12 protein-coding genes and 2 pseudogenes are annotated in these 17,105 nt (G+C 43.3%); 11 read left to right on the forward strand and 3 right to left on the reverse strand.

Annotated elements, in window-relative coordinates:
• The first annotated feature begins 55 nt into the window (after positions 1 to 55).
• From nuoI to PSYC_RS03135, 7 genes are all read left to right on the forward strand, one after another.
• Entirely contained in the window at positions 56 to 604 is a 549-nt protein-coding gene (gene nuoI, locus PSYC_RS03105) for an NADH-quinone oxidoreductase subunit NuoI (protein ID WP_011279880.1), read from the forward strand.
• Positions 601 to 1,320 carry an NADH-quinone oxidoreductase subunit J gene (nuoJ, locus tag PSYC_RS03110; protein ID WP_011279881.1) on the forward strand — a complete coding sequence of 240 codons (720 nt, stop codon included), beginning with the start codon at positions 601 to 603 and terminating at the stop codon, positions 1,318 to 1,320. Before nuoI ends, nuoJ begins: the two co-directional genes overlap by 4 nt.
• A 98-nt stretch (positions 1,321 to 1,418) precedes the next feature.
• Positions 1,419 to 1,727, forward strand: a complete 309-nt coding sequence (gene nuoK / locus PSYC_RS03115) for an NADH-quinone oxidoreductase subunit NuoK (protein WP_041753378.1) — start codon at positions 1,419 to 1,421, stop codon at positions 1,725 to 1,727.
• Positions 1,728 to 1,731: 4 nt separating this feature from the next.
• Complete coding sequence (gene nuoL / locus PSYC_RS03120) at positions 1,732 to 3,606, forward strand: NADH-quinone oxidoreductase subunit L (protein ID WP_011279883.1); 1,875 nt, start codon at positions 1,732 to 1,734, stop codon at positions 3,604 to 3,606.
• A 1-nt stretch (position 3,607) separates the two neighbouring features.
• A complete protein-coding gene (gene nuoM / locus PSYC_RS03125; protein WP_011279884.1) occupies positions 3,608 to 5,233 on the forward strand; it encodes an NADH-quinone oxidoreductase subunit M in 1,626 nt (541 codons plus the stop codon).
• A 3-nt stretch (positions 5,234 to 5,236) separates the two neighbouring features.
• Entirely contained in the window at positions 5,237 to 6,715 is a 1,479-nt protein-coding gene (locus tag PSYC_RS03130) for an NADH-quinone oxidoreductase subunit N (protein WP_011279885.1), read from the forward strand.
• Positions 6,716 to 7,033: 318 nt separating this feature from the next.
• Positions 7,034 to 7,864: a ferredoxin--NADP reductase gene (locus PSYC_RS03135; protein ID WP_011279886.1), complete on the forward strand. Its 831-nt coding sequence runs from the start codon at positions 7,034 to 7,036 to the stop codon at positions 7,862 to 7,864.
• Between the two features lie 125 nt (positions 7,865 to 7,989).
• Here the strand turns inward: PSYC_RS03135 and PSYC_RS03140 are convergent, their stop codons facing one another.
• Positions 7,990 to 8,796: a hypothetical protein gene (locus PSYC_RS03140; protein WP_011279887.1), complete on the reverse strand. Its 807-nt coding sequence runs from the start codon at positions 8,794 to 8,796 to the stop codon at positions 7,990 to 7,992.
• A 237-nt stretch (positions 8,797 to 9,033) separates the two neighbouring features.
• Here PSYC_RS03140 and PSYC_RS03145 point away from each other — a divergent pair.
• The 3 genes and pseudogenes from PSYC_RS03145 to PSYC_RS03155 all read left to right on the forward strand — a co-directional run.
• A pseudogene (locus PSYC_RS03145) lies at positions 9,034 to 9,969 on the forward strand (IS3 family transposase); the annotation flags it as partial.
• A gap of 46 nt (positions 9,970 to 10,015) precedes the next feature.
• A pseudogene (locus tag PSYC_RS03150) lies at positions 10,016 to 10,342 on the forward strand (ExbD/TolR family protein); the annotation flags it as partial.
• 195 nt (positions 10,343 to 10,537) lie between these two features.
• The gene (locus PSYC_RS03155; RefSeq protein WP_011279890.1) at positions 10,538 to 12,019 is read left to right on the forward strand and encodes an MFS transporter; all 1,482 of its coding nucleotides are present in this window, start codon (positions 10,538 to 10,540) and stop codon (positions 12,017 to 12,019) included.
• A gap of 104 nt (positions 12,020 to 12,123) precedes the next feature.
• On the opposite strand, the gene narL is transcribed toward PSYC_RS03155, so the two are convergent.
• Together narL and PSYC_RS03165 are read right to left on the reverse strand one after the other, a co-directional pair.
• Complete coding sequence (gene narL / locus PSYC_RS03160; protein WP_011279891.1) at positions 12,124 to 12,783, reverse strand: two-component system response regulator NarL; 660 nt, start codon at positions 12,781 to 12,783, stop codon at positions 12,124 to 12,126.
• Positions 12,784 to 12,884: 101 nt separating this feature from the next.
• A complete protein-coding gene (locus PSYC_RS03165; protein ID WP_041757525.1) occupies positions 12,885 to 14,951 on the reverse strand; it encodes a histidine kinase in 2,067 nt (688 codons plus the stop codon).
• Between the two features lie 389 nt (positions 14,952 to 15,340).
• Between PSYC_RS03165 and PSYC_RS03170 the strand changes: the two genes are divergently transcribed.
• The gene (locus PSYC_RS03170; RefSeq protein ID WP_011279893.1) at positions 15,341 to 16,720 is read left to right on the forward strand and encodes a NarK family nitrate/nitrite MFS transporter; all 1,380 of its coding nucleotides are present in this window, start codon (positions 15,341 to 15,343) and stop codon (positions 16,718 to 16,720) included.
• Positions 16,721 to 17,105: the final 385 nt, after the last annotated feature.

Here is a 17,105-nt window from a genome sequence, read left to right on the forward strand (position 1 = left end):
TCATCACTAGCCATCACTGATGAACTAGGGTAAAGCTGAGAAGGATAATAATCCCATGTTTACTACGATAAAAAAGACCGTTATTGGACTATTTACCATTGTCCGCAGCATGTGGATGGTCAATAGTCATGCAATCAGACCACGCGACACCATTCTTTATCCTGAGGTGCCGGTACCGGTGCCGCCACGTTTTCGTGGACGTATTATATTGTCTCGTGACCCTGATGGTGATGAGCGCTGTGTTGCTTGTAACTTATGTGCCGTGGCATGTCCAGTTGGCTGTATCTCGTTACAAAAAGCGGAACGCGAAGACGGACGCTGGTATCCAGAGTTCTTTCGAATCAACTTTTCACGTTGTATTTTTTGTGGATTGTGTGAAGAAGCTTGCCCTACGACGGCCATTCAGATGACGCCTGACTTTGAGATGAGCGAATACGTCCGTCAAGATTTGGTCTATGAAAAAGAGCATTTACTGATTTCAGGACCGGGTAAATATCCCGATTATAACTATTATCGCGTGACGGGTATGGCGGTAGCAGATAAACCAAAAGGTGCGGCGCAAAATGAAGCGGCACCGATTGATCTAAGGAGCTTGCTACCATGATGAATATTTTGAACCATCCTGAATTGGCAGGGTTTTACTCACTGGCAGCGGTGGCAATATTTGCCAGTTTGCGCGTGGTAACCCAAGCCAATCCAGTCCATGCTATTTTATCGATGATTGTGTCGTTACTGGCAATTGCAGGTATATTTTTTGTGATAGGTGCGCCGTTTGCTGGGGCACTTGAAATTGTCGTTTACGCTGGTGCCATTATGGTGCTGTTCGTTTTCGTGATTATGATGCTAAATTTAGGCATGCGTAATGATGAGCGTGAAGAGCGCTGGCTTGATGCTGGCACTTGGGCGATACCGACGGGGCTAACGATAATTATCGCGGTTGTGCTGTATGCAATGATTGGTCTTAATCATAACGAAGCTGCTGTGATTGGCGGGTCAACCATTTCAGCCAAAGCGGTAGGTACTGTCTTATTTACCAAATACATTATGTTGATAGAAGTAGCTGCTTTGCTACTACTCGCGGCCTTAGTTGCGGCTTATCATTTGGGTAAAGAAGCTATCGATGATGAGATCGTTGGTAACGATAGCCTAGCACTTAACGCTAAGGTAGCCAGTATCGAACAATATGATAATAACGGCATGCAAATAGATACTGATGCAGCAACAATGGCTGAATCATACGAATATAAAGATGTCGACCCGCATGACTACGTAGGTATGCAGGTAGGTATGAAAAAAGTCACGCGCAAGGAGTCAGACTGATGGTACTAGCAGCAAGCGTGGCACAAGAGGTTGCCAATGTGCCGTTTGCCCATGAAGTAGCAGGCTTAGTGCAGCCGGTTGCTGAGGCGCAAAATGTACTGGGTCTGATACCCATGAGTCATGGATTGATCTTGGCAGGTATCTTATTTGCCATTGGTCTGTGCGGTGTCATGGTACGGCGTAATTTCTTGTTTATGCTGATGAGCCTTGAGATCATGATGAATGCGGCGGCACTAGCATTTGTGGTAGCAGGTAGCCGCTGGGTCGATCCAGATGGACAGATTATGTTTATCTTTATTTTGACCTTAGCAGCAGCAGAGGCAGCCATTGGTTTAGCAATATTATTGCGTTTTTATCATCAGCGTGGGCATCTCGATGTCGACAGCGCCAATGAGATGAAAGGATGATGTCATGAGTTTATTACCATTAACCTTTATATTCCCGCTCGTTGGCTTTTTGATTTTAGCCTTTATGCGCGACAAGTTAAGCGAGCAGGTAGCAGCGATTGTCGGTGTCGGTAGCATGTTGCTATCAGCGCTCTGTACGCTGGTTGTTAGCTATACCTTTTTAACAACGCATCCAGCCGGAACCGTCGTAGAGATTCCGTTGTGGACTTGGTTTCAAGTTGGGGATTTTGCGCCGAATTTTGGTTTAAGCTTTGATGGCTTAGCATTGACGATGACTGGGGTGATTACCGGCATTGGCTTTTTAATCCATCTGTTTGCCGCTTGGTATATGAAAGGCGAAACCGGTTTTGCACGCTTCTTTAGCTATATGAACTTGTTCGTCACCAGTATGTTATTGCTGGTATTAGCGGACAATTTGTTCTTGCTCTATCTTGGCTGGGAAGGCGTGGGTATTTGTTCATACTTGCTGATTGGTTTTTATTATCAAGACCGTGCCAATGGTCGGGCAGCGATGAAAGCCTTTACCGTCACTCGTGTGGGTGATGTGTTCTTAGCTTTTGGTTTATTTTTATTGTTCCGCGAATTTGGTACGCTTAATATTCAAGAGATTATTACTCGTGCGCCGGAAGTGTTTGATATCAATAATCCGACCATGATTCTGACCACGATTATGTTGGTTGGCGGGGCGATGGGTAAATCAGCACAGTTACCACTGCATACATGGCTTGCAGATGCGATGGCAGGTCCAACGCCAGTATCAGCATTGATTCACGCAGCAACCATGGTTACCGCTGGTGTTTATTTAATCGCCCGTCTACATCCACTATTTATCTTAACACCAGGGGTATTATTGTACTGGGTTGGGGCAGTGGGTGCATTGACGTTGGTCGTCGCTGGATTCTGTGCGCTGGCACAAACGGACATCAAACGTATCCTTGCTTATTCGACCATGAGCCAAATCGGTTATATGTTCTTAGCATTGGGCGTTGGGGCATGGCAAGGCGCTATCTTCCATCTGATGACGCACGCTTTCTTTAAAGCTTTGTTATTCTTATCATCAGGTGCGGTGATTCTTGCGGTACATCATGAGCAGAACATCTTTAAGATGGGCGGCTTACGTAAAAAGATACCATTAGTCTTTTGGTGCTATATCGTCGGCGGCGGTGCATTGGCAGCGATACCTTGGGTGACGGTTGGTTTTTATTCTAAAGAAGCGATTCTTTGGGAGAGTTATGCAACCGGTCATATGGTGTTATTTTATATGGGCGTATTCGGTGCCTTCTTAACCGCGCTTTATACCTTCCGTATGATTTGGATTATCTTCTTTGGTGAAGAGAAAACGCACGCACATAAATTATCTGGTGTCTCATATTGGTTGCCACTTAGTGTGTTGCTGGTATTATCAACGGCAGTAGGTGCTTTCATTACCCCGCCACTGCAAGGCGTATTGCCAGAGAGCGTTGGGCATTTATTAGAAGTTGCTGGTCAAGCGCATGGTAAGCATACCGCTGAGTTTATCGCCATGGGTGCGATGGCAGCAGGCTTGGTATTGGCGGCGCTATTATATGTCGTTAATAAAGGTCGACTGCTCACAAGCTTTAAGCGCACGCGTATCGGCGGCGCGTTATATCATTGGTGCTATCACGGTATGGGCTTTGACGCGCTATACGATATAGTTTTTGTAAAACCCTTTTTGTTCATCGGCCGCTTATTTAAAGCCGACCCTATCGATAAAACGTGGCTGCTATTGCCTAAGCTGGCATCAGCGGGTAATAAGGTATTGTCTGCGACGCAAACAGGGTCACTTCGAGGTTATGCTGCAAGCTTTGGCTTGGGTATGGCTGTGTTACTCGTGCTGGTAATGATGACGGTGGTATAAGATGATTGAGTTACAACAAACGTGGATGCTACCAGCATTAATTGCCATTCCTTTTATTGCAGGATTGCTGTGTTGGCTGGTTGAACGCTTTAATAAACGTCTACCGCGCTGGATTGCCTTAATCGGTATGACGTTGACCTTTGTGTTATCAATGGTACTGTGGCAATACGGCGATTTTTCTGGCATGAGTCAGCAAGTCATTGCGCCAGATGCAAATGTGCCTTGGGTCGCTGAATTCAGTGTGCCATGGATACCCAGCTTTGGTATCAGCTTTCATTTAGCCTTAGATGGTTTATCGCTAATGATGGTAGCTTTGACAGGGCTTCTCGGTGTTGCCGCCGTTGCCTGTTCGTGGAATGAGATTCAGCGTCGTGTTGGTTTCTTCCATTTGAACTTGCTATGGAGCTTGGGCGGCGTCATTGGTGTTTTCTTAGCCATCGATATGTTCTTATTCTTCTTCTTTTGGGAGATGATGCTGGTTCCGATCTATTTCTTGATCGCGATTTGGGGTCATGACGTCGTTGGCAAAACCAAAGAATACGCAGCAACTAAGTTCTTTATTTATACCCAAGCGTCTGGGTTAATCATGCTCGTAGGTATTTTGATATTGGTCATTATCAGCTACGCCCAAAAAGGCGTGGTCAGCTTTAATTATAATGATTTGCTCGGTACGTCACTTGGCGGCTGGGAATATCCGATCATGCTGTGCTTCTTTATTGGCTTTGCGGTTAAGTTGCCGATTATTCCGTTCCACGGCTGGTTGCCAGATGCGCATGCGCAAGCACCAACCGCAGGTTCGGTAGATTTGGCAGGGGTTTTGATTAAGACTGCCGCTTATGGTTTGATTCGTTTTGTCTTGCCATTATTTCCAGCTGCGTCACAAGATTTTGCTCCGATTGCCATGACCTTGGGTACCATTGGTATCTTCTATGGCGCATGGCTAGCCTTTATGCAAACTGATATGAAGCGGCTGCTGGCTTATACCAGTATCTCGCACATGGGCTTTGTGGTGTTGGCGATTTATGCCGGAACGTTACTCAGCTTACAAGGTTTGATGATTCAGATGCTTGCGCATGGTTTAAGCTCAGCAGCGCTATTTATTATGGCAGGGCAGTTGTATGAGCGTCTGCACACCCGTGATTTGACCTTGATGGGCGGTATGTGGGGTCAGTTCCGTTATTATGCGCCGATATTGATGTTCTTTTGTGCCGCCTTGCTTGGTATTCCGGGTACGGGTAACTTTATCGGTGAATTCTTGATCTTGTTTGGCGCATTTGCACAGTATCCTGTGTTTGTGGTCTTGGCAACCTTTAGCTTAGTATTAGCAGGTTTATACTCGCTTATATTAATTCATAAGGCGCTATTCGGTACTAATAATATTAAAGAAGTGGCGTTAAAAGAAACCAAATCTCATGGTCTGCCAGAGCGTCCATTAAAAGATTTGGGCAAGCGCGAGTTGTCGTTGCTATTGATGCTTGCCGCAGGCTTAGTCTGGCTCGGACTGTATCCACAGCCGTTCCTTGATACCTCAAGTCATGCGATGCAGTGGATTAATAACGCCTATATATACAGTCAAGTAACACAAGTAGATGCCTCGCAACTGCTTGATGCAATGGAGGCACGTTAAGTCATGAACGATTTTACGATGAATGATTTGATGGGGCTATTGCCTTATGCACCAATCATTGCGGTAGTGATTACGGTATTGGTGGTGATGATTGCCATTACTATGAAGCGCTCACATATGGTAACTGGTACGATTTCGGTCGTCGGTCTTAATATTGGTCTGTTTATTTTGCTTGGGCAAATGGCAGGCATCATTGACAGTGGGTCGCTCGTGCCAGCGGCTGAGCAGTTATTCGTTATTGATAACTTTGCTCAGTTTAATATGGTGATTATCTTTATCTGTGCATTGGCATGTTGTACGTTATCTTATGCCTATTTAGCCGATTTAAAAGACCATAAAGAAGAGCTGTATTTGCTCATGTTGCTATCAACGGTTGGTGCGCTGCTTATGGTTTGCGCCCAGCACTTAGCATCCTTCTTTATGAGTCTGGAGATGCTATCGATACCGCTATATGGCATGCTGTCATATACTTATATGCGCACTCGCTCGCTTGAGTCGGGGCTGAAGTACTTAGTGCTATCAGCGACAGCATCGGCAACGCTGCTGATGGGCATGGCATTTATCTATGCAGAAGTCGGCTCGCTTGCTTTTAAGCCTATCAGTTTAACCTTAGCAGATACGTTTGAATCGCCGCTGTTAATCTTAGGGGCAGCGATGATGATGTTTGGTATTGCCTTTAAGCTTTCTGCTGCGCCCTTTCATATCTGGACACCAGATGTCTACGAAGGCGCACCTGCACCTATCGCGACTTATCTGGCCTCGGTATCAAAAGTAGCGATGATGGCACTGGCAGTACGATTTTTAATTGATACCTCACTATTGGCATTACCATCGGTGCAAATGCTGCTGATGGTTATGGCAACCTTGTCGATTTTGCTAGGTAACTTACTCGCGGTACGCCAAACCAGTCTCAAACGCTTGCTTGGTTATTCATCCATTGCCCATATGGGTTATGTGTTAATCGTAATCGTGAGCATTGGCTCTGCTGCTGATAGTATTTCTAGCATGTATATGGCGATTTATGCCTTTACCTCTATCGGTGCCTTTGGCGTAGTGACCTTGATGTCTAGCCCTTATCGCTTATCTGGTGAAGCGGATGAATTAACGCATTATCAAGGGCTGTTTTGGCGTCGTCCGGTATTGACGGCTGTCATGACCATCATGATGTTGTCTTTGGCGGGTATTCCACTGACCGCAGGCTTTATTACGAAGCTGTTTGCGATTCTTGCTGCCGTACAAGGTACCAATTGGTTCTTGGCAGCGATGATTATCTTGGGTAGTGCCATTGGTCTGTTCTATTACCTACGCGTCTTGCTCACGCTATTTAAACGTCCAAAACAGTTTATTGAATTTGACGTCTCAAAGCAGTGGGGTCTACGTACCGGTGGTATCATGGTCATTGCAGTCACGGCAATCATTGTATTCTTTGGTGTGTTGCCAAACAGTATGATTGAATGGGCGAGTTTGGCTCGTATTTGGTAAGCATAGAAAATAGAAAATAGAAATCTGAAATAAGTAGCGCTATATCTATGTTGCTATAGTTGAAATACTTTAAAGTCGCTACCGTATTGCTGGTGTAAATTTTTTGCAGCCTCTGTCTGCGTAGGCACAGCAAGCAAGAAAAATTTGCACCAGCAGTACGTGTTGTATCGATATTACTTTTCACCGACTATATTTATTGCTTGTTACGGTTCGAAAAACAAGATGCGCCAGCTTTGTGATAAGCTTGGCGCATCTTTTTTTGTGTTGTTTAAATTTTTATAAAAATAAATGTTAATAAAATATAAGTGATTCATGACTATGAGCGACAATATTCAAACCGTAACAGTGCTAAGCAAAACCACTTGGACACCAAATTTATTTAGCTTTACCGTCAGCCGTCCTGATAGCTTTAAATTCACGGCTGGGCAGTTCGTACGCTTGGGCGTTAATCCCAGTCAGTTAAATTATTATAAGCAGCAGAACGAAGCAGGTCATGATATCGCCAATGAAGCACTAAACGAAGATATTTTTCGTGCTTACTCGATTGTCTCGTCACCCTTTGATGAGGTACTAGCATTTTTCTCTATCGTTATTCCTGATGGCGCTTTTACCTCGCAACTACAACATCTGCAAGTAGGCGATGAGTTGCTGCTTAATACCATACCATTTGGCTTTTTAACCTTAGCACGGTATCAAAAGCCATTACCAAAAGATTTGTGGCTGCTGGCTACTGGGACTGGACTTGCACCTTTCTTATCAATGCTGCAAGATTTAAAGACATGGGAAGATTACGAGCATATCATCTTGGCGTATAGCGCACGTTCGATAGAAGAGTTGGCGTACGTTGAGAAGATAGAGAGTCTACAAGAAGACTTTGGCTCCTTAGTCGATAATCCTGCAAAATTAACCTTTATACCGATCGTTACTCGTGAGCCTGTCGAGGGCGCATTGACTGAACGTCTGCCGAAACTTCTATTAGACGGAACGCTGCAAGAACGTGCGGGTATTGCCTTAGATATCGACAGTACGCATGTCATGCTCTGTGGTAATCCAGAGATGGTAGAAGATACTAAAGAGACTTTAAAGACATTAGGACTGGTAATGAATCGTCGCGGCGAAGGCAATATTGCGGTAGAAAACTACTGGTAAAGAGTGTCATTTTTTTGAAAGTTTTAGCAAAAGAAAAAAGCGGTATCTTGAAGACTGTTGTCTGGCAAGATACCGCTTTTTTTTATAAGAGCTAAAAATTATAAGAGCTGAGAGCTTGTGATGATTTAAGCTGGTCTTGGCATCTTTTCCGCATCTAGCGGATGGACAGGACCTTGTACCTGTACAGGCTCGTCCTTTTCGCTGATAATATCTTCATTGCTATTTGAGGATAATAAATCACGATAGTTAATCTGCGCTTTCAAAATCAATTGTTCTTCTTCAAGCTCACCATAATTGATTTGTGCCTTATGCAAGGTACTGATGATTTTCTTATTACTCTTCAGCCAACGATTGATATCAATATAAATAATCTCATTTTTTGTGCGTGCAATGTTGATATAAGATAGGATAAAGCCTAACGGATCTTTTTTTAGAATGCGGTGGTAAAACCAAATAAACAGTTTGATACCTTGACGCTTAAGAAAGGATTCGCAGCGCAGATTTAAGATATCGGTATAAGTCAGTTGACCAAAAACAAAGCGCTGTACATTGCGATCGAGCTGCGCATGTACCAGACGAAAGTTACTCGCGACCTCCGCATAAATGCCGCCTGCATCGACGGTGCAGTATAAGCGAAACCAGTCTTCATGTATCTCAACACGCAGCTCTAAGATGGCTTTGACATTATCCGTGACATAGGTTTTCAGTGCATCATTAACGTAGGTTTGTGTCAGCGGTAGCGCCAGCTCATCTTCCAGCTTATCGGTTGTACGGTTGTATAAGTCTTTAATAGATTGGGTCAGGCGATCCCAACCATCGCTAAATGATTCATCAAAGCGGTAGCCGAGATTCTCAAAAAAGTCATCAAAATTGTCTGAATCATTTATATTGTCCATATTATCAAAGTTACTCAAACTTATTATCCTTATCATTATAAAAGCGTGACCGATATTAAACAGTATATATCAAAAACGAGGCAGGCAAAATGAACGTCTATTACTCATCAGCATACCTTTATTTTCGATATGAAATGCGCTGGGCTTATACGATGAGAGCAATTTAGAGTATGCTCGAATGAGGCCACAGCGTACTTTGCCAATGAGGAACGTTAAGAAACAGTCTGGGAGACTGTTTTAGTGACGCAAGACGTAGGGCTATGCCCGCAGTGACAGCTAGTAAGGTACGCTTTTATAAAAACTAATCGGCATATCTTTACCGTCATAAGCATGTGCCGTGTATTAGCTGTTAAACCATCAAGCTACTACGACTGGATGAATCGTAACATCAGTGATCAGCAGATACACCGCAACCAGTGTGAACTACTTGTCAAAGCGGCTCACACTGAGACTCGTGAGCGCTATGGCGTAGATCGTCTGCAAGCACATCTAAGACAGCAAGGGCACTATGTCAGCCAATATATGATTAGAAGCATTAAAGAAGAATACGGCATCAAATGCCGGCGCCACAAGCGTTTTAAAATGACTACCAACTCCAATCATAACAAGCTGGTTTATCTAAACGTGCTGGATCAGCAGTTTGATGCTAAGCATCCCAATGAGTCTTGGGTTAGTGACATCACCTATATCTGGACAAATGAGGGCTGGCTGTACTTAGCAGGGGTTAAAGACTTATACACCAAAGAGCTGGTCGGCTACGCTATCAATAAGCGCATGACGGCTGATTTAGTTTGCCGTGCACTGAATATGGCAATCAAGAACAAACGTCCAAGACAAGGATTGATTGTGCACTCTGACAGAGGCAGCCAGTATTGCAGCCATGCGTACCACAAGATTATCGAGCAACATCAATTTACAGGGTCAATGAGTGCTAAAGGTAATTGCTTCGATAATGCGCCAATAGAAAGCTTTTGGGGCGTGTTGAAGAACGAATTAGTGTATCACCAAGATTATAAAACAAGGTTTGAAGCCATCAGCGATATCACACAATATATCGAGCTTGAGTACAATGAGGAGCGATTAGCAAAGCACTGCTTTGCAGCGACGCAAGACAAGAGCTGTGCTCGCAGTGGGGCGAGAATTCAAAAGAGCTTGGGCTATAAATCGCCTAGACAGGTGTGGTTTGATTATTATCGTCAGGCTGCATAACTAAAATCTCCCAAGTTTAGTTGTACGGTGTTGACGGCAGGGGTCACTGGTGCTGATGATTATCTTTTTGGTTACGGCCACAGTGATGAATCCAACCGTACCTTTGGAGCTACCCGAGACCAGTGCTACGGTTAATGGCTTACCTGATGAGGTATTGCAAGTCAGTATTGATAAGGACAATGGCTTATTCTGGGATGAAGAGGCGCTGACGTTAGAGTAATTACAAGTCCGGTTTGAGCAAGCGTCAAAAGAAGGGCGTAATCCAAATATTCACCTGCGGGCGGATAAAGACACCCGTTACGATATGGTCGCGCAAGTGCTGGCTGCCGCGAGTAATGCGGGTCTGACTAAGATTGCTTTTGTAAATAAATAGACTTCGCATAACATGCAACCATGTTTAGCCGCTGTTTAATATCATCGTTCCACTCCCGTTAACACTATTTTTTAGTGCCTATTAAGTAGTATTGAAAACAAAATTTATACTGCTTTCGCTCAATAGTTAGCTTCATTATTTATTGGTATATTGCCCCTATTACAACTGTGAAAATTTACGGTAGGGGTATTTACTATGCAAGCAAAAGAGCTACTTGAACTGGAACGCCGGGAAATAAAAGCGCTTCACTATACGTGGATCGCTTTTTTTCTTACCTTCTATGTCTGGTTCAACATGGCGCCGCTAGCCACTTCTATGTTACAGACAGAAAGCTATTTGACGCCTGATCATATTAAGTTGTTCCTAATTGCAAACGTGGCTTTAACGATTCCTGGGCGAGTGGTCGTCGGAATGGCCTTAGATCGTTTCGGACCCAGACGAGTGTTCTCGATATTAATGGTCGTCATGGCGATACCGACTTGGTTTTTTGCTTTTGGTACCTCTGCCATGCAACTATTCGTTGCGCGACTATTTATGTCTATCGTCGGTGCTGGTTTCGTGGTCGGTATACATATGACGGCGCTATGGTTTAAGCCGAAAGATATTGGCTTTGCCGAAGGCTTCTATGCAGGATGGGGGAATTTTGGCTCGGCAGCAGCGGCGATTACTATTCCGACGGTTGCGCTACAGTTCTTCGGTGGCGATGATGGTTGGCGTTGGGCCATTGCATTGTCTGGGTTAATTATGGCGGCATACGGTGTGGTGTATTGGTTTCTGATTACCGATGGTCCAACGGCTGACACCCATAAAAAAGCACGTTCGGCTGGCGCTTTAGAGGTATCGACTTGGAAAGACCTTTTATTATACTGTTTGTTTATTGTTCCTTTATACGGTGTATTATCATTACTGGTCTATCGTACTCAAGGAATGGGCTTTTTGAGCGCTACTGGCGCTTGGGTATGCTATGGCGTTATCGGGTTGATGGTGCTGTATCAAATTTATAAAGCCATCAGCGTTAATGTTCCTATCATTAAGGCGGGTATTCCTGAAGACGATAAGTATCCGTTTACCTCCGTTGCTGCTCTAAACGTGACTTACTTTGCTAACTTTGGGGCAGAGCTGGCAGTGGTATCTATGCTACCGATGTTCTTTGCCGCGACATGGACACTTGATCCCACGGTAGCAGGGCTGGTTGCCTCGACTTTTGCCTTTGTTAATTTGTGGGCGCGTCCGTTAGGGGGTTATATCTCCGATCGAGTAGGTAATCGCCGTTTGGTTATGTTGGTCTATATGTTCGGCATTGGTATCGGATTTGGACTAATGGGATTATTGAATGCAGAGTGGCCGTTGTTTATTGCGGTGGTCTTTACCATTTTATGCTCAGTATTTGTACAAGGCGCAGAAGGGGCAACCTTTGGCGTTATTCCGTCCATTAAGCGACGTCTCACGGGTCAGATATCAGGCTTGGCAGGCGCTTATGGCAACGTAGGCGCAGTATTCTACTTGTTTGTATTTACCTTGGTTGAGCCCAACCAATTCTTTTTCATTATCGCTATAGGTGCCTTTATTGCTTGGGTACTTTGCTTCTTCTGGTTAAAAGAGCCTGAAGATGCCTTTGGGGATGATTATAAAATGTCATCGGTAGATATTCAGATTGCTAAAGAACATAACGGTTAGTATTGTTTTCCCTATGACTGTTTTTCCTATAAAGAAAGCCACCTAACTTATGGTTAGGTGGCTTTAAATTAGGTAGTTTTTTATTTATCAGTTTTGATAACAAGTTATTTTGATAAGTGATTGACTGTCCAAACGGCCGCATCTACCCGTGTACGCAGACCGGTCTTATTAAGGATATGCTTCACATGTACTTTTACCGTTGATTCTGCAATATCAAGCTTATTGGCAATCATCTTATTACTAAGCCCTTCCGCTATCATCTGAATCACTTGCAGTTCTCTACCTGTCAGACTGCCAGCAATATCTTCAATACTAGGGGTACGTAAGGTTTGTGCCAATATTGACGCCAGATTTGGACTGATAACCAGCTCTCCGCGCAATATTTTTCTAATATCAATAATGATTAAGTCAGGTTCCATATCCTTTAATAGATACCCATCTACGCCTAACTTCAAGGCATCCTGTACATCTTCACCGCTATCAGAAACTGTAAATAATACGGTTTTGGTCTTAATGTTTCTCGCTTTGATTTCTTTTAAGGTTTCCATACCCGTTAGTATGGGCATTTTATGGTCTAGTATGACCAAGTCAACCTCATTATTTGCTAAAAATTCTAACGCCTCTTGTCCATTACTCGCTTCACCAATGACCTCTACGTCATTCTCAAGACTCAATAACTCTGCCACCCCGCGACGTAGCATAGGATGGTCATCCACCAGTAACAACCGAGCTGGAGAAGCGGAGGTATAAACTTTAGTACTCATAACATACTCACAGATTAAAAATACTATAAAAGAAGCGTTCTAAATCTTAAAAAACGGCAAGCTAACTGTTTAACTTTACTGGAAGGTCTAATTCTACTGGCTTAGAGATAAGCTTCTTTGGATATATTCTCATCGAAGAAATTGGGAGCAAACTTAGCGGTTATTGTCGTGCCTTGTGATTCGTTATTAGATACAATCAACTCCCCGCCTAAGTTATGAGCGCGCTCTTTCATAATCATTAGACCATGATGTTGAGTTTGATCTACGGTTCCTGATATACCAACACCGTTATCTACGATGGTCATAACAATATATTTGTCCTCATCGTCATAACCCAAATCAATCTCTACGTTTTCAGCTTGGGCATGCCTGCTAATATTCGACAACGCCTCTCTAGCAATTTGGATCAAATCAATTTGTTCAGTGGCACTCAAGTTCAGGGTCATCACTCGATTACTCACCGTAATCTCAAACTTACCCTTAAGCGCAAATTCATTGGCGGCTTCGTGTAATGCTTCATCAAAATTATCGTTATCGATGGTGAGACGGAAGGTAATTAATAAGTCTCTTAACTGTTGATAGGCGGAGCTAAGACCTGCTTTTATTTGATCAATATGCTGCCGGACGGAAGCTTCATTTTGTTCGTCAGACCCATTTTTAAGATGCCTCTCTAACACACTGATTTGAATCTTCAGATAAGACAATGACTGAGCCAAAGAATCATGCAACTCTCTGGCGATAGTGGACCGCTCTTCAAATAAAATGAGCTGATGTTCCTGTTGTCTTTGCTTACGTAGTGACAGAGCGGTGCTGATGAGATTGGTGAGCGCTACAATCAGCTCATTGTTTTCAAGGTCTAGCTCAGAACCTATTTCAGACTCGAAAAAGGTTCTGCCTTCTTTTGCAATCTGAATACGCTGTGAGGACGGCGTATTGCCGTCATTATTATTTGGAAAAAGTGTACTATTGATAAGTAGGACCGACTTTGGCCGCACTTTTAACTCGCCGAATTCGACTTTTTGGTGGGCGATAGGATAGGATTTGGTATATACGCCTTCTTTGGTTAAACAGTTATCACAGTTTAACTTCTTACACAGCTCTTTCATTTTTTCACCATGTAAGATGATGGCGTTTTTATTATTTATGAATTTATTCTGTATGCATAAAGTGAACTCTAAGTGCGGCAGGATCTTGCCAAAATCTGTAATCAAGGTATCTAGCCTGTACAAGCTCACTTGACTGGTGGTTAGGGATTTAGAAAAGTCATAAAACAGCGACAGCACCTGGTTGGCTTTCACTAGATGTTGGGTTTTTATCTGTACTTCACTTTCAAGTGAACGCTGATGGGTCTCAATGGTGCTCGCCATATCATTAAAAGAATCTCCGAGTGCATTAAATTCTGTATAGCCCGATATAGACACTTTAGTATTGCGCTTGCCCTGTTTAAATTTATAGTTGGCTTTAATAAGCTGTTGTACGGGTATCAGTACATTTTGACGCAGTCTCTGCATACCCACTAGCATAATGATAACCGTCAGCACCAACGATACAATTTGCAGGATTTGCTGCCACGTCTGACGCTGCTCATTTCTATACTGTAGCTCGTTGACGAAGCTATCCACGTCTTCAATGTATTTAAACGAGACGATATAAAATTTTTGGGCATCTTGTGATAACAAAGCAGGTTTCAACTCGCGAAACCACTGCGACTCTATTTGCTTAAGTTGGTTGTTGATTCCTTCATTGTCATTCGCATTGGCCAATTGATAGTCATGTAATTCCGCAAGCCTACTTTCCATATCCTCAATAAGAGTGCTGATTTCTTCAGTCTTTTCTTTCCGGATAGGACTTAATTTATCTTGCTCTCCAATTCTATTCTCACCCTTAACATTCTCTGTACCTTCTTTTTTACCTTCTAAGTCATTTTTCTTAAGACCAATGTTCAAATCAAAAGGATTGTTTTCAGAAAAATTAGTCGCCAACTGAAAGCTAATACGGTAAGTGGCCATACGTATCGAGCCTGCGGTGTTAATGGCTTGAGCATCTGTTTCTGACACCCAAGCTAGCATGCCGCCACCTAATGTAGATATAAAACATAAGATAGAAATAGTAAAGATAGCGCCCCAAGCATGAAGGGGTAGGGAATGGCGTAATAGACGACTATTCATAATTAATAAGCTTTTACCTATGAGAAAGCATGACGGGGAATAATGATTGGGAAGCATGGTTTTTATAAATTTCGAGTTTGAAATACTCAAGCGTATAAGCCCAAATATCAATTTATCATCAATGAGTTGACCTTTTATATACCTCTAAAGCAGTAGTTCACTTAGAGTGCTAAACATTACCTCTTTGAGGTATCAGTCTACCACTATGTATCAATACTAATGACGGTGATAACAAAGTACCGTGAGTTATCATTTGTTGTTAATGCATCAAGTGAATAATAGAGCCAATACGCAAGGATAGTAGCCCGTTTTTTTCTTTAAACGTCTACTTCTTACTGCCTATTTTTATAGTGGCCTAACTGTATAGACGATATTAAGTGAGGAATAGTATGGGCAGTAATGACAATTTTAAAGGTGGTAAGCTCATCACTGACTGGCGTCCTGAAATGGAAGAGTTTTGGGAAAGTAGCGGCAAAAAAGTCGCCCGTCGCAATTTATGGATATCTATACCGGCCTTACTGCTGGCTTTTGCGGTATGGATGGTATGGAGTGCGGTCATCGTTCGCTTGCCAGAGATAGGTTTTGGATTTGATAGAGGTCAGCTTTTTTGGTTGGCGGCTCTACCAGGCCTATCAGGGGCGACACTGCGGATTTTTTATTCTTTTATGGTGCCTATATTTGGTGGACGGCGCTGGACAGCTATCTCCACTGCATCGTTATTGATTCCGGCATTATGGATGGGGTTTGCCGTTCAAAACCCTGATACCCCGTTCATTATATTCGCCATTATTGCGCTACTTTGCGGCTTCGGCGGCGGCAATTTTGCCTCTTCTATGTCCAATATTTCGTTCTTTTATCCAAAATCTGAACAAGGTACCGCACTGGGCCTCAATGCCGGTCTTGGTAATCTAGGCGTGTCCGTTATGCAGTTTGTGGTGCCGGTGGTCATCCTATTTGCGGCGTTCGGTAGCTTAGGCGGCGATCCGCAGATTTCCGGTTCAGGCCAACAGTTCTATCTACAAAATGCGGGCTTTATTTGGATACCTTTTATTCTGCTATTCTCAGTGTTAGCTTGGTTTGGAATGAATGATATTGCTACTTCCAAAGCCTCCTTTAAAGATCAATCTGTTATCTTTAAACGTAAGCACAACTGGATCATGTGCATTCTTTACATGGCAACCTTTGGTTCATTCATTGGTTTTTCTGCCGCGTTTCCTATGTTGATTAAGAACTCGTTCCCTGCCATAGACGCCCTGAAATTTGCCTTTTTAGGTCCCTTGGTAGGCGCGCTTTTCCGGCCTTTAGGAGGTTGGATATCTGATAAAGTAGGCGGCGCTAGAGTCACGTTTTGGAATTACATTGTGATGGTGTTGGCAGTACTGGCTGTCATGTACTTCTTACCCAGTGAGAGCAATGAAGGCAGCTTTGTCGGATACTTCATCTCCTTCATGGTGCTATTTATTACTACCGGCATCGGTAACGGCTCTACCTTTACCATGATTCCGGTTATTTTTAGAACCTTTCATGAGCGACGTGCACCGGAGAAGGTGGGAGCAGAGTCACTGTTCGTAGAGATACGTAAAGAGTCCGCAGCGGTGGTTGGTTTTACCTCGGCTATCGCGGCTTATGGCGCTTTCTTTATTCCTAAAATGTTTGGATCGGGCTTAGGAGTCTTTGGCACTTTTATCGCTTTAATTATTTTTTATATCATTTGTATCGTATTGACTTGGTGGTATTACAGCCGTGGAAACGCAGAATATCCTTGTTAGCTATATATATAGTCAGTCCATAATAAAATAGGTACAGATATGATAACGTACTACTGGTACAAATTTTACTCGCTTGCTGTGTGGCTGCGCCAAACCAGGTGTTCTATAATATTATTTAGCGTTGCACTTGGTGTGTTAATCTAGGAATATAGAGGTGTTAAAACTATATCAGCACTAAAAATATACGATCAACGTTTTTTGACCAGGCTACTTACTTAGGTCAGTAGCATTTTTTTTGCTTATTCCATTTTATCTGGTTTTCTGTCGCCTGTTTTCTCTCTTATTGATTGGTTTTTGACGACAGTATTTTTATAACGGCTACTACTAAGGTGGTAGGGCTGTGCTCATGTTAGATAATAGTAAGTCCTCTAGCGCTTACTTACAA

The organism is Psychrobacter arcticus 273-4, from assembly GCF_000012305.1.
Classification (GTDB): Bacteria; Pseudomonadota; Gammaproteobacteria; order Pseudomonadales; family Moraxellaceae; genus Psychrobacter; species Psychrobacter arcticus.

What these genes read in the sequence shown, in the direction of transcription:
- PSYC_RS03140 (WP_011279887.1), bottom strand. Translation starts at nt 8,796, where the DNA reads ATGATAAGGATAATAAGTTTGAGTAACTTTGATAATATGGACAATATA.
- PSYC_RS03135 (WP_011279886.1), top strand. Translation starts at nt 7,034, where the DNA reads ATGAGCGACAATATTCAAACCGTAACAGTGCTAAGCAAAACCACTTGG.
- PSYC_RS03155 (WP_011279890.1), top strand. Translation starts at nt 10,538, where the DNA reads ATGCAAGCAAAAGAGCTACTTGAACTGGAACGCCGGGAAATAAAAGCG.
- nuoL (WP_011279883.1), top strand. Translation starts at nt 1,732, where the DNA reads ATGAGTTTATTACCATTAACCTTTATATTCCCGCTCGTTGGCTTTTTG.
- nuoJ (WP_011279881.1), top strand. Translation starts at nt 601, where the DNA reads ATGATGAATATTTTGAACCATCCTGAATTGGCAGGGTTTTACTCACTG.
- nuoM (WP_011279884.1), top strand. Translation starts at nt 3,608, where the DNA reads ATGATTGAGTTACAACAAACGTGGATGCTACCAGCATTAATTGCCATT.
- PSYC_RS03130 (WP_011279885.1), top strand. Translation starts at nt 5,237, where the DNA reads ATGAACGATTTTACGATGAATGATTTGATGGGGCTATTGCCTTATGCA.
- PSYC_RS03170 (WP_011279893.1), top strand. Translation starts at nt 15,341, where the DNA reads ATGGGCAGTAATGACAATTTTAAAGGTGGTAAGCTCATCACTGACTGG.
- narL (WP_011279891.1), bottom strand. Translation starts at nt 12,783, where the DNA reads ATGAGTACTAAAGTTTATACCTCCGCTTCTCCAGCTCGGTTGTTACTG.
- nuoI (WP_011279880.1), top strand. Translation starts at nt 56, where the DNA reads ATGTTTACTACGATAAAAAAGACCGTTATTGGACTATTTACCATTGTC.
- PSYC_RS03165 (WP_041757525.1), bottom strand. Translation starts at nt 14,951, where the DNA reads ATGAATAGTCGTCTATTACGCCATTCCCTACCCCTTCATGCTTGGGGC.